Annotated in this window: 10 protein-coding genes; 3 read left to right on the top strand and 7 right to left on the bottom strand. The window is 72.6% G+C overall.

The window, feature by feature from the left end; all coding sequences use genetic code 11:
* Genes ACFDTC_RS07115 through ACFDTC_RS07100 form a run of 4 tightly spaced genes read right to left on the bottom strand, consistent with a single transcriptional unit; the run spans position 1 to position 4,643 of the window.
* Positions 1-564 carry a membrane integrity-associated transporter subunit PqiC gene (locus ACFDTC_RS07115; protein ID WP_375258190.1) on the bottom strand — a complete coding sequence of 188 codons (564 nt, stop codon included), beginning with the start codon at positions 562-564 and terminating at the stop codon, positions 1-3.
* Between the two features lie 16 nt (positions 565-580).
* The gene (locus tag ACFDTC_RS07110) at positions 581-3,325 is read right to left on the bottom strand and encodes an MlaD family protein (protein ID WP_375258189.1); all 2,745 of its coding nucleotides are present in this window, start codon (positions 3,323-3,325) and stop codon (positions 581-583) included.
* Positions 3,322-3,939: a paraquat-inducible protein A gene (locus tag ACFDTC_RS07105; protein ID WP_375258188.1), complete on the bottom strand. Its 618-nt coding sequence runs from the start codon at positions 3,937-3,939 to the stop codon at positions 3,322-3,324. Before ACFDTC_RS07105 ends, ACFDTC_RS07110 begins: the two co-directional genes overlap by 4 nt.
* Complete coding sequence (locus ACFDTC_RS07100) at positions 3,936-4,643, bottom strand: paraquat-inducible protein A (RefSeq protein ID WP_375258187.1); 708 nt, start codon at positions 4,641-4,643, stop codon at positions 3,936-3,938. Before ACFDTC_RS07100 ends, ACFDTC_RS07105 begins: the two co-directional genes overlap by 4 nt.
* 253 nt (positions 4,644-4,896) lie before the next feature.
* Between ACFDTC_RS07100 and nagA the strand changes: the two genes are divergently transcribed.
* A complete protein-coding gene (gene nagA, locus ACFDTC_RS07095; RefSeq protein WP_375258186.1) occupies positions 4,897-6,039 on the top strand; it encodes an N-acetylglucosamine-6-phosphate deacetylase in 1,143 nt (380 codons plus the stop codon).
* A gap of 3 nt (positions 6,040-6,042) precedes the next feature.
* Here nagA and ACFDTC_RS07090 read toward each other — a convergent pair whose 3' ends face one another.
* Positions 6,043-7,467, bottom strand: coding sequence for a multicopper oxidase family protein (locus tag ACFDTC_RS07090; RefSeq protein ID WP_375258185.1), 1,425 nt, complete (start codon positions 7,465-7,467; stop codon positions 6,043-6,045).
* Positions 7,468-7,678: 211 nt separating this feature from the next.
* On the opposite strand from ACFDTC_RS07090, the gene ACFDTC_RS07085 reads away from it, so the two are divergent.
* Both ACFDTC_RS07085 and ACFDTC_RS07080 read left to right on the top strand, forming a co-directional pair.
* On the top strand, positions 7,679-9,568 hold the full coding sequence (locus tag ACFDTC_RS07085; RefSeq protein ID WP_375258184.1) for a bifunctional sugar phosphate isomerase/epimerase/4-hydroxyphenylpyruvate dioxygenase family protein: 1,890 nt from the start codon (positions 7,679-7,681) through the stop codon (positions 9,566-9,568).
* 118 nt (positions 9,569-9,686) lie between these two features.
* Entirely contained in the window at positions 9,687-10,670 is a 984-nt protein-coding gene (locus ACFDTC_RS07080; protein WP_375258183.1) for a serine hydrolase domain-containing protein, read from the top strand.
* Between the two features lie 21 nt (positions 10,671-10,691).
* Here ACFDTC_RS07080 and nadE read toward each other — a convergent pair whose 3' ends face one another.
* Positions 10,692-12,194: an NAD(+) synthase gene (gene nadE / locus ACFDTC_RS07075; protein ID WP_375258182.1), complete on the bottom strand. Its 1,503-nt coding sequence runs from the start codon at positions 12,192-12,194 to the stop codon at positions 10,692-10,694.
* Between the two features lie 219 nt (positions 12,195-12,413).
* Positions 12,414-13,205: MFS transporter (locus ACFDTC_RS07070; protein ID WP_375258181.1), on the bottom strand; the 792-nt coding region annotated here is incomplete at its 5' end.

The following is a 13,205-nucleotide window of genomic DNA, read 5'->3' as shown; positions in this document are numbered from 1 at the left end:
CTACCGTAGCCCGTTCGCCGCGATCTGCTGCGCCAGTTGCGTGACGGCCGCGTTGCGCGCCGCCGCGATGGCGCGCGGGCCGGCCTCGCCCACGATCGGCGCCGACAGCGAGAAGCGCACCGCCCGGTCGGGTCCCTGCGCCTCTTCCTCGGGGGCGACGAAGTACTGGCCGGTCAGCACGAAGGTCCCGGCCGCGGTGGCGACGAAATCCTCGACCCGCACGTCGACCTGCGCGTCGGGAAAGTCGCGGAACGGCCAGGGCTCGGGCGCCACCAGCGCGCCGGTCAGCGCGGCCAGGTCGCGCGACAGCTGCAGCGTCACCGCGCGCGCCGGCTCGTCCGCCCAAAGCGCCTCGGTCGGGGTGATCGCCCCGGTCGCGTCCTGGAACACGATCTCCTCGGTGGTGGCGTAGATCGGCAGGCCCACCTGGATCACCTCGATCCGGTCGTAGACCGAGGCGATCCGCTCGGACGGGACCGACGCGGGCGCGGCGAAGCGGATGTCGGGCCCGCCGCAGGCGGCGCCGAGGCTCAGCCCCAGCAGGGCAATCGTGGTGCGGATCATGGTCATCGTCCCTGTTTCATCGTCCCTGGATCAGCGAGGAAGGATCGCGGCTGATCTGCCGGGCCAGCCGGTCGACCGCCTCGGCCGCGCTTTCGATCTGGCGGATGGCGCCCTGCAGGTCGCGCGAGAACTGGCTGTTGCGGCTGTAGCCCTCCAGCGTCGTGCCCGCTTGGTCGGCGACCGCGCCCAGCCGCGTGGCCAGGTCCGGCAGCGAGCGGCTGGCCTCGGCCAGCGCCTCGGCCGCCTCGCGCGCCGAGGCGAGCGTGGCGTTGGCGTTGTCGACCAGTCCGCCGTCCTGCAGCGTCTGAAGCGTCTCGCGCAGGGCCGACAGCGCGCCGTTCAGCTCGGCCGGGATGTCCTGCGCTGCCTCCTGGCCCAGAATCGCGTTGGCCGAGGCGACCAGCGTCGACGCCCGCTGCGTCAGCGCGTCGAGCGGCAGCTCGCGCGCGGTGCGCAGCAGCGCGTTGGCCTGCTGCGTCAGCTCGGGCAGCCCGGCGGCCGCGGTTTCCACGTCCTCGACCGCGGCGATCACGCGGCCCACCACGTCGCGCTCCTGCACCTCGGCCAGCAGCGCGTCGACCCGCGCGGCGGCCGCCTGCAGATCCGCCGCCAGCCCCGAGACCTGCGCCGGCAGCGCCTGCGTCTGCGGGTTCGACGCGATCGCGCGGATCGACGACAGCGTCTGGCGCAACTCCTCCAGCGCGGCGTTCACCTCGGCCGGCACGGCCCGCGTGCTCTCGTCCGAGATCAGCGTCTCGGCCGAGGCCAGCACCGCGTCGGCGCGGCGCACCAGGTCCTGCAGGGGCAGGGCGCGCGCCTCTTCCAGCAGGGCGCTGGCCTGTTCGGACAGCGCCGGCAGCCCGCTCGTGGCCTCGCCCAGGTCGCGGACGGCGGCGGTGACCGCGCCCACGGTGTCCTGTTCCTCGACCTGCGCCAGCAGCGCGTCGATGCGGGCACTGGCGCTTTGCAACTCGGCCAGAAGCGCCTGCGCCTCGCCCGGCAGGGCCTGCGTCTCGGCCGCGCCGGCGATGGCGCGCACCGCGCCCAGCGTCTCCTGCACCTCGGCCAGCGCGTCGGTCACCTGCTGCGGGATCGCGCGCGTCGCGTCGGAATCCAGCAGCGTCTCGGCGGCGGCCAGCACGTCGTTTGCCTGGCGCACCAAGTCCTCGAGCGGCAGCGTCTGTACCGTCTCGAGCACGCCGCGCGCCTGGTCCACCAGCGGCGGCAGCGCGTCGGCGGTGTCGGCCAGCGTGTCGATCGCGCGCACCAGCGCCTGCGCCGCCTGCTCCTGTTCCAGCGTCTCCAGCAGCCCGTCCACCCGGGCCGAGGCCGATTGCAGCTGCGCCAGGATGTCCGACACCTCAGAGGGCAATTCGCGCACCTGGTCCGAGCCGATGACCGCCCGCGCGTCGGCCATCAGGCCGATGGCGTTCTCCAGCACTTCCTCGACCGGCAGCGCGTCGACCCGCGACAGCAGGCCCTGCGCGCTCGCCGCCACGTTGGTGACCGAGGCCGGCGCGGTCGGGATCGCGGGGTAGGGCTCGGCCGTCGCGTCGACCTGCTCGGCCCCCGCGCCGGGGATGTCGACCAGTTCCACCTTCAGACCGCCGGTCAGAAGCGAGGCGTTGGTCAGCCGTCCGCGCAGCCCGTCGGCGGCGCGGGTGTTCAGGAAGTCGATCAGCGCGTCCTGGTCCGCGTCGTCCTGCAGACCGATCCGCGCGGGGTTGATCCGCAGCGTCGCCAGCAGCCGCGCCTCGCTGTCGCCGAAGCGTTCCTCGTCGACCAGCCCCGAGATCGTCACCACCTCGCCGATGCGCAGCCCGCCCAGCTCGACCGGCGCGCCGGCGCGCAGGCCGGCCAGGTTGTCGTCGAAGACCATCATCATGTCGACGGTCGTGCCCTCGCCCTCGAGGAAGAAATCCTCGCGCGCGGCCTCGGCGTCGGGGTGCAGTTCGAACACCATCCCCTCGACCAGCGGCTGCCCGCCCGAGCCGAGCGTCTCGAACGTCACACCGCCCGAGATCAGCGACGACAGCGAGGTGAAGTCCAGCCCCGCGCCCTCGGCCCCCAGCGACAGCGAGAAGCCCGAGATGTCCCAGAACCGCGACGACGCCGTCACCAGCGCGTCGTAGGGCGCCAGGATCACCGCGTCGGACTGCACCGTCAGCCCGTCGGGCATGATTTCGGCGCCGGCGACGCGGCCCACCTGAACGCCCTTGAACAGGATCGGCGTCTCGGCGGCCGGCAGCCCCTCGTCCGAGCGCAGGCGGAACGTCACGCCCTCTTCGCCGGCCCGCACCAGCGGCGCGGAATCGAACCCCTGGAACACCTCCTCGGGCGCGCCGATCGTGCCGTCCCAGGCGCCCTGGATGTAGACGCCCGACAGCACCGTATCGAGGCCCGTCACCCCCTGCGCGGTGACTTCGGGCCGCACCACCCAGAAGCGCGCCTCCGCGTCCACGTAGGGCGCGATCTCCTGATCCAGACGGATCGTCACCTCGACCTGGTTCAGGTCCTCCGAGAAGCCGACCTCCTCGACGATGCCGACGGTGATGTCGCGGAATCGCAGCGCGGTCTCGTCGGCGCTGACGCCGGCGGCGTTGCCGAAGGTCACGGTGATCAGCGGCCCCTGCTGGGCATAGTTGCGCCACGCGGCCCCCAGTGCGACGGCCAGCGCCGCGATCGGCACCAGCCAGACGAGCGAGATGCCGGAGCCGCGGCCTTCGGAGCGGATCGGAACGGGGTCGGGGGTCTGCGTCATGCGTCGTCTCTGTCCCGCCGCCGGGGCGGGTCCCATATCATGCGCGTGTCGAAGGACTGCGCGGAAAGCATCGTGAAGATGACCGACAGCGCGAAGGTCAGCGCCGCGGGCCCTGGCCGGATCGAGGCCACGACCGAAAGCTGCACCAATGCCGACAGGATGGCCACCACGAACACGTCGATCATCGACCACCGGCCGATGAATTCGACCACCTCGTACAGCCGGAACCGCGCCAGCGGCCCGCGCGCGCTGCGCCGCGCCACCGTGATCGCGAGGTAGGCGATGGCGATGAACTTGCCCACCGGAATCACCACCGAGGCGATCAGCACGATCGCGGCGACGCCGTAATCGCCGCTCTTCGCGATCTCGACCGCGCCGCCGACGATGGTGTTCTCCTCGCTCTGCAGCAGCGTGGTGGTCACCAGCATGGGCGACAGGTTTGCCGGGATGTAGCAGATCACGCCCGCGACCCACCACGCCCAGACCCGCGACAGCGAGGTCGTGTCGCGCGACACCAGCCGCGACCCGCAGCGCCCGCAGCGGTCGGTGCCCATGGGCCAGGCGCGTGCGCAGCGCCGGCAGGCGACCAGCCCGGCCTCGCGTGCGGTGATCATTCCGCGTCCTCGATGGATTTCCAGATCGACCACGAGCACATGTAGATGTCGTTGGCGATCACGATGACGACCAGGACCGAGAACATCCAGAACGCCGGCCCGAACTCCAGATGCGCCAGCGAGGCGACCTTGACCAGCGCCACCGCGCAGCCGATGGCGAAGATCTCTGTCATCGCCCAGGGCTTCATCTCCTGCGCCAGGCGGAACGCGCCGCGGGCGTGGCGCGCGGGCCTGCGCCCGGCCGTCAGCGGCACGAGGACGTAGAGCAGCAGCAGCGTGCGCGCCAGCGGCACCAGCACGATCACCGCGATCGTGGCGATCGACACCAGCACCAGCAGCCCCGACCGGAACGACGTCGCCACGTCGAGGATCGACGCGCGGTTGCCGAAGCCCGCCGCCTCGATCTGCAGGAAGGGAAAGAACACCGCCGCCGTCACCAGGATCGTGATCGCCAGCGTCAGCGCGATGATCCGCAGGCCCGCGTCCAGCCGCGGCGCGATCAGCACGCGGTGGCACCGCTCGCACACGGCGCGCGCCTTCGGATCCGGCATCTGCGCCACGTACAGCGCGTCGCAGCCCGGGCAGGCGATCAGATCCTCGGGTGGCGGCAGCCCCTCGGGCGGGTCCACCGGCACGTCCGTGCCCGGGCGCGTCACGGCGCGAAGCCCGGGCGCTGAGGGATGTGCGGCGGAGGAGGGTTGCATCGGCATGGCTCTTGCGGGGCCGCTGGGCGGCAATCGGTACCCCGCGCGAACGTAGGGCGAGCCGCCATCGTCGCCCAGCCCCGCGGCGGGTGCAAGGGGCGCGCCGCGGCATCCTCGTGCGCAGGGGCTTGGCCCATCCGCGAATCTCCCGGGGCAGGGCCTCTCGCGCCCCCGCGGCCGCAGGTGACGGCGCCGCTTGCGCCGCGCCCGATCCTCGGGCATGCCCGGTGCCGGGGCTTCGACGGACGAGACCATGACAGACGGCATCATCCGCGCGGCGCGGCTCTTCGACGGGACCGGCGCGACCGCGCGCCACGCCCGCGCGGTCGTCATCCGCGACGGGCGCATCGCCGACACGCCCGCGCTGGCCGACGCGCGCCGCGACCTGCCGGTGCTGGCCGAGGCGCACACCGTGACGCCCGGCCTGATCGACCTGCAGGTCAACGGGGGCGGCGGCGTGCTGTTCAACGACGCGCCCGACCCGGAGACGCTGCGCATCATCGCCGCCGCCGCCGCGCGCGAGGGTGCCGCGCACATCCTGCCCACCTTCATCACCGACGCGGGCACGCGCTATGCCCGCGCGATCGACGCCGTCCGCACCGCCCGCGCGACCATCCCCGCGCTTCTGGGCCTGCACCTCGAGGGGCCGTTCCTGTCGCCAGACCGCCCCGGCATCCATCCGGCCGAGGCGATCCGCCCCCCGGACGACGCGGACCTTGCCACGCTCTCCGCGGCGGGCCTGCCGCTGCTGGTCACCCTCGCGCCCGAAATCTGCGGGGTACAGGCCATCCACCGCCTGACGAAGGCCGGCATCCGCGTCTTCGCCGGCCACACCGAGGCGCGTGGCACGGACATGATCCGGGCCGAGGCGGCGGGCCTCGCCGGCGTCACGCATCTGTTCAACGCCATGTCGCAGATCACCCCGCGCGAGCCCGGCACCGTCGGCGCCACCTTCGCCGCGCGCCGCCTGCGCGCCGGGATCATCGCCGACGGCGTTCACGTGCACCCCGCCAACCTGGAGCTGGCGCTGCGGATTCTGGGCCCCGAGCGGCTGTTCCTCGTCAGCGACGCGATGGCGCCGCTGGGCAGCGATATCCGCACCTTCGATCTGCTGGGCAAGACGATCCACCGCCGCGACGGGCGGCTGACCGACGCCGCCGGCACGCTGGCGGGCGCCGATCTGGGGATGGCGCAGGCGGTGCGGCGCATGGACAGGCTGACCGGCTGCGGGCTGGCCCGCGCGGTGCAGATGGCGACCGAGACGCCCGCGCGCGTCATGGGGCTGCAGCACGAACTGGGCGGGTTGCGCCCCGGCATGCGCGCGAGCCTCACGCTCTTCGACGAGGGCATGCGCCCGACGGGCGTGCTGGTCGACGGCGTGCCCGCCGGGGCCTGAGGCTCAGGCGACCTCGAACCAGCCCATCATGCCGCTCGCCTGGTGGTCGAGCATGTGGCAGTGGATCATCCACTTGCCCGGGTTGTCCGCGACGAAGGCGATCTCGACCACCTCGCGCGGGCCGGCCAGCACCGTGTCGTGCAGCACCCGGCCGGGCTCGGCCACGCCGTCGCGCGACAGCACCTGGAAATGGTGCCCGTGCAGGTGGATGCCGTGCGGCCAGGCGGTGTCGTTGCGCAGGGTCAGGTGCATGGTGCGGTCGCGCGCGATGCGGAACAGCCGCGTGTGCATGCCGCCGGCGATGCCGTTGAACGCCCAGACCTTGCCCTTTTCCGCCAGCGCGCGCGCGTCCAGCCGCGTGCCGTCCAGCATTGCGCCCGACAGCCCGCCCATCGCGCCGCCCTCCATCAGCAGCTCCTCGCGCTGCGCCGAGCCGAGGTCGGGGTCGCGCCAGGCGGGATCGGGCAAGGGGCGCACCGGCGCCTCGACCGTCGGCAGCGGCGCCTCGCCGGAATAGGCCAGCGACGCGATGGGAACCCATTCGCCGCGGCCCGCGTCCAGCAGGATCGACGCGCGCGAACCCGGCGCCCCGGTGCAGTCGATCACGATGTCGGCGCGCTGCGCGGGCGCCAGCACGACCTCGTCCATCGCCTGCGGCGCGGTCGCGAACCCGTCGCGCGCGATCACCGTCGCCGCGTGGCCGTCGATGCGCAGCGGCATCACCCGCGCGGTCGCGGCGTTGATCAGCCTCAGGCGCAGCCGTTCGCCCGCGCGCACCGGCAGCGCGGTCTCGGACGCACCGTTTAGCGTCACGGTGTTGCCCAGCCGCCCGCCATGCGCCGCGTCGTGCAGCGCGCCGAAGCTCTCCTCGTGGATGGCGCCGTCGGCGACCAGGCGCCAGTCGTCCAGCACGCAGGTCACCTCGCGCGTGGCCGCGCCTTCGAGGCCCGCCCACGGCTCGGCCTCCTCGACGATCAGCGGACCGGCAAGGCCGCGCGCCACCTGCTCCCAGCTGCGGTTGTGCGAATGGTACCAGTAGGTGCCCGCGTCGGGCGCGACGAAGTCGTAGTCGAAGACGTCGCCCGGCTCGACCGCGTCCTGCGTCAGCCCGGCCGCACCGTCCATCGCGTTGTCGATGCGGATGCCGTGCCAGTGCACCGCCGTCGGTTGGCTGAGGCCGTTCGACAGCCGCCGCCGCACCCGGTCGCCGGCGCGCACGCGGATCTCGGGGCCGGGGATCGTGCCGCGCACGCCCTCGGGTCCGTAGGCCCAGACCGGCGTGACCGGGTAGGGCAGGGGCGCGATCTGCGCGCTCGACGGGCCGGCCTGCAGCACCGGCATCGCCCGCGCGCGGGCCAGCGTCGGCACCGCCAGCGCGCACAGCCCCGCGCCCGAGGCGGTCAGGAAGCGTCGTCGGGTCAGGGTCATGGGGCGCGCTCCGGATCGTGTGACGTCACGTCTGCATAGCGCCGTGCGGGGGATCGGAAAAGACCCGACGCGCCCGCCTCACGACAAGGCGACCGGGCGGGCCGTCCGCCGGAACGCGCCGCCCGGCGTCCTTGACCTTGCCGCCCGATCTGGTGTCCTTCCCGAAACGCGCGCCGGCATCCCCGGCGCCCCCCCTGGACCGGATGCCGCCATGAAGACCTCGATCGCCACCGTCTCGATCTCGGGCAGCCTGCCCGAGAAGCTCGACGCCATCGCCGAGGCCGGCTTCGACGGGATCGAGATCTTCGAGCAGGACTTCATCGCCCATGACGGCCCCCCGCGCGAGGTGGGCGCCATGATCCGCGAGCGCGGGCTCGAGATCACGCTGTTCCAGCCCTTCCGCGACTTCGAGGGGCTGCCCGGCGACCTGCGCCGCAAGGCCTTCGACCGGGCCGAGCGCAAGTTCGACCTGATGCAGGAGCTGGGCACCGACCTGGTGCTGGTCTGCTCGTCGGTGCATCCGCAATCGCTGGGCGGCATCGACCGCGCCGCCGACGACTTCGCCGAGCTGGGCGAGCGTGCCGCCGAACGCGGCCTGCGCGTGGGCTTCGAGGCGCTGGCCTGGGGCCGCCACATCCACGACCACCGCGACGCCTGGGAGGTGGTGCGCCGCGCCGACCACCCCAACGTCGGCCTGATCCTCGACAGCTTCCACTCGCTGGCGCGCAAGATCGACAGCGACACGATCCGCGCCATCCCCGGTGACCGGATCTTCTTCGTGCAGCTGGCCGACGCGCCGCTGATCGAGATGGACCTGCTCTACTGGTCGCGCCACTTCCGCAACATGCCGGGCGAGGGCGACCTCGATGTCGCGGGCTTCATGCGCGCGGTCGCGGCCACCGGCTATGCCGGGCCCGCCAGCCTCGAGATCTTCAACGACCAGTTCCGCGGCGGCAGCCCGCTGACCGTGGCGCGCGACGGCTATCGCAGCCTCGTGGCACTCGCCGACGACGTCCGCCGGGCCGAGCCGGAAAACAGCGTCGACCTGCCCGTCTTTCCCGCCCGCGCAGAGGTGCAGGGCGTGTCCTTCATCGAATTCGCCACGCGGGGCGAGGAACAGGCGCAGCTGGAAACGCTGCTCGCCAGCCTCGGCTTCACCCGGCGCGGGCGGCATATCGCCAAGAAGCTGACGCTCTGGCAGCAGGGCGACATCCGCATCGTGCTGAACGCCGAGACGACGGGCCACGCCGGCGCCGCCTTCAACGCCCGCGGCACGTCGGTGTGCGATCTCGGCATCACCGTCGGCGACGCCAGCGCCGCGCTCAAACGCGCGACCGCCCTGGGGGCCGAGGCGTTCCACCAGCCGCTGGGGCCGGGCGAGCTCGACATCCCCGCGATCCGGGGCCTGCGCGGCTCGGTGCTGCACTTCCTCGACAGCGCCTCGGGGCTCGACACCGTCTGGCAGGTCGAGTTCGAGACCGAGGAGGGCGCCCCCGACACCGGCGCGGGCCTCTCCGCCATCGACCACGTCGCCCAGACCATGAGCTACGACGAGATGCTGTCGTGGTCGCTGTTCTGGACCACGCTGCTGGCGATGGACAAGGCGCCCATGGTCGACGTGATCGACCCCGACGGGCTGGTGCGCAGCCAGGCGCTGGCGACGCCCGACGGCGCGCTGCGGCTGACGCTGAACGGCGCCGAAAGCTACCGCACGCTGGCGGGCGGGTTCCTGGCCGAAAGCCTCGGCGCCGCCGTGCAGCACATCGCCTTCGCCACCGACGACATCTTCGCCGCGGCCGAGCGGCTGGCCGAACTCGGCTTCAAGGCGCTGCCGATCCCCGCGAACTACTACGACGACCTCGCCGCGCGTTTCGACCTCGACGCCGGGCTGCTCGACCGGCTCCGCGCCGCCAACATCCTCTACGACGAGGACGCGACCGGCGCCTTCTTCCAGATGTATTCGCGCCCCTTCCACGCGGGCCTGTTCCTCGAGATCGTCGAGCGGCGCGGCGACTACAAGGGCTACGGCGCGCCCAACGCGCCGTTCCGCATCGCCGCGCAGAAGCGCCTGATGCGCCCGAAAGGCATGCCCGCCGCCTGAGGTCCGGCGCGGCGGCGCATGCCCGCCGCCTGAGCCACAACGCGCCCGCGAAACCGCCCACGGCCTTGTGACCCGCGCCCGCTCGACTTGGGGCGCGCCGCGCGCACATGGTCGAACCATGATGAACCGCCGCACCTTCGCCCTGACCGCCGTCGCGACGCTTGCCGCGCCGGCCGCCCTGCGCGCCCAGGAAGACCGCCTGCGCGCCGCCATCGCCGACCTGCCGCAGCTGCATTCGCTGCAGGTCGCGCGCGGCGGCGACGTGATCTTCGCCGAGGCGCCGCGCGGCCCCGGCCTCGACCGGCTGGCCAACATCAAGTCCTGCTCGAAAAGCCTCGTCGCGCTGCTGCTGGGCACCGCCATCGAACGCGGAGAGATCGCGTCGGTCGACGCCACGCTGGCCGAGGTGGCGCCGTCGGTACTGCCCGCCGACGCGACCGACGGCGCGGGCGCGATCACGATGGAGGACCTCGTGACCCTGCGCGCCGGGCTCGAGCGCACCTCGGGCGGCAATTACGGCGCCTGGGTCTCGTCGCGCAACTGGCTGGCCGACGCGCTCAGCCGGCCGATGGTGGCCGAGCCGGGCGGGCGGATGCTCTACTCCACCGGCTCGACCCACATCCTGGGTGCCGCCTTGGCCGAGGCTTCGGGCGAAAGCCTGCTGTCGCTCGCCCGCGCGCGTCTGGGCGATCCGCTGGGGATCGAGATTCCCGCCTGGACCCGCGACCCGCAGGGCTACTACCTCGGCGGGAACGAGATGGCGTTGCGCCCGACCGCCATGCTGCGCATCGCGCGCATGCTGCGCGACGGCGGACGATACGAGGGCACGCAGGTCATCCCCGCCGACTGGATCGAGGCGTCGCTGCGCCCGCGCGCGCGCTCGCCCTGGTCGGGCATGTCCTACGGCTACGGCTGGTTCCTCACCGACACCGGCTATGCGCTGGCGCGCGGCTATGGCGGGCAGATCATCGCCGCGAACCGCGACCGCGGCCTTGCCGTGGCGATCACCTCGGACCCGGCGCTGCCCGCCCGATCCGAAGGGTATTTCGGCGCGCTCACCGCGCTGCTGAACGGCCCAGTGCTGGACCTCGCCACCGCCTGAGCCCGGGAAGGGCAGGGCGCCTCAGTCCAGCGCGTCCAGCGCCAGTTCCAGCGCCTTGCGCACCGTGGCGGCGACGATCTCTTGCGGCTGGCCGTCGAAGTGGCATTCGGTCACCTCCGGCTCGGCCCCGCTGCGCTGCGTCGCGATGTAGACCAGCCCGACCGGCTTGCCCTGGTCGGGCGTCGGCCCGGCGACGCCGGTGATCGCGATGGACAGCCCCGCGCCCGGCGCACGCTCCAGCGCGCCGCGGGCCATCGCGCCGGCCACCTCGGCATCGTAGACGGTCTTCTCGCGGATCAGCGCGTCGGGCACGCCCAGCCCGTCGATCTTCATCGAGGGGCAATAGGTTACGAAGCTGCCTTCGAGCGCGGACGAGCTCCCCGGCGTGGACGCGATGCACGCGCCCAGCAGCCCGGCGGTGCAGGATTCGGCCGTGACCACGCGCACCTCGCGCGCCTTCAGCCGGTTCGCCAGCCGCTGGCCCAGCATGCCGATCTCGCCCGAGAACGCCGTCAGCGCGCGGTCGTCGCGCAGCACGGCCGGGCGGAACAGCCGGTCGTCGATCAGGTCCAGCATGACGATGCGCTCGGCCTTCGGGTGGTCCAGCACGATCGGGTTCAGCCGCTTGAACCAGGTGCCGCGCATCCGGTGCAGCACCGTCTCGATCGCGCGCATCGCGGCCGGATCGTCCGTCGCCTGCAGCGCCTCGGGGATGTCGTCGATGCTCAGGTTCGGATCGCGCTGCAGCGCGTCCAGCACCGCGAAGATCACGATGTCCCATTCCAGGTAGGTCGCGCCGATCTGCGCCTCGTCGCCCTCGCCGATGCCCAGCCCGTCGGTGGGGCTGGCGCGCCAGGTGCGTTCGGGCACGCCGTATGCGCGGGCCATCCACGGGATTTCCCACGATTTCAGCAGCGACTGCACCGGTGCGAGGTCGCCGACGTCGCCGTGCAGCGTCCAGAACCCCGCGCCCAGCTCCGAGAAGTTGTCGGTGCTGGCCACCAGCCCGCCCCAGCGATGCGCCTGATCGTAGAGCGTGATCATCCGCAGCCGCGCCCGGATGTTGCCGCGCCGGGTACGCAGGGGCGCGGTATCGCCGCCGCGCAGGTCCTCGTGCAGCGCGCCGAGGCCGTCGACCATGCTGCGATACTGGTCGGACAGGTCGATGTGCAGGTGCTCCAGCCCCAGCGCCTCGCATGCTTCGACACCGCGCTCGGTCTCGACGGGGTCCTGCTCGATCGGCAGGGTGTAGCCGACGACGCGCCAGCCGGCGGCCTTCAGCAGCGCCGCCGTGACGGCGCTGTCGACGCCGCCCGACATGCCCAGCACGGCGGTCGAGACGCCGGCCTGCTCGCGGTAATCCGCAAGCTGCTGCACCAGCCGTTGGCCGATCGCCTGCATCCGCTCGGTCGACGGGAAGTGCCCGGCCTCGACCTGCGCGCGCAGCCGGGCGTCGAACCACGGCGACAGAGCGCCGCGCGGGGTCTGCCGGGAAAGCTCGAAGATGTCGTCCAGATGCTGCATCGGCCATGCTCCTGCTGTGGTTTCCTGCAGAACGAGGGCCGCGGACCGATGTTCCGAGCGCGGACGGCACGGAAAGCGCCCCGGATCCGCGGCTAGCCGGAGGCTGAGATGACAAAAGTTCCGGCATGCCTTTCTTGACGAAAGGTTAAAGCGTCTCTGCAAGCCATTGATTTTACTGGGTCGCAAGCATGTCCCACGATGGGACACCGGCGCGGGCGGTCAGGTCGCCTCCGCCTCGCGCCCGGCTTCGGCCTGTTCCTGCGCCCAGTCGCCCGCCGCCTCGACCGCCACCGGCGAGGCCGTCGGCAGCACGTTGAGGTAGCTCTCGGTCGCGTCCGTCGGCGTCACGCTCCGCTGGGTCATCCGGTAGAGGGCGTAGAGCGCGATCGCCGCGAAGGTCAGGCCCAGCACCAGCCAGAAGGCGAACGGGTCCAGCCGCTGCATCGCCCAGCCGGTGACCAGCGGGCCGACGATGGCGCCCAGCCCGAAGGTGAAGACCAGTCCGCCCGACGCCGCCGGCATGTCCGACGCCGACAGCGAGTCGTTGGTGTAGGCCAGGAACAGGGCGTAAAGCGGCGTCGTCACGCCGCCGGCCAGGAACGCCGCCGCCATCAGCAGCCAGAGCGCGCCGCCGGTCAGCCAGCCCAGTACGCAGGCCGCCCCGCCCAGCACCGCCAGACCCAGGATCAGCTTGCGCCGGTCGATCCGGTCCGACAGCCACCCGATCGGATATTGCAGCACCAGCGCGCCCGCGAACAGCATCGCCACGAACAGGGCGATCTGCGACGGGCTCATGCCGATCTTGGTGCCGAAGACCGCGCCCATGCCCGATTGCGTGGCATAGACGCTGCCCAGCAGGAAAATCCCGACCGTCCCCAGCGGCGAGCCCTTGAAGAGCGCGCGCAGCGGCATCGGCCGCGCCACCTCGACCGCCGGGACCACGGTAGCCGACAGCAGGATCGGCGCGAACGAGACCGAGACCAGGATCGACGCGCAGATGAACAGCGCAGA

It is taken from the genome of Citreimonas sp. (genome assembly GCF_042096055.1).
Lineage (GTDB): Bacteria > Pseudomonadota > Alphaproteobacteria > Rhodobacterales > Rhodobacteraceae > Citreimonas.
The sequence above is the reverse complement of the archived record's forward strand: the minus strand, read 5'-3'. Positions and strand labels throughout refer to the sequence as shown.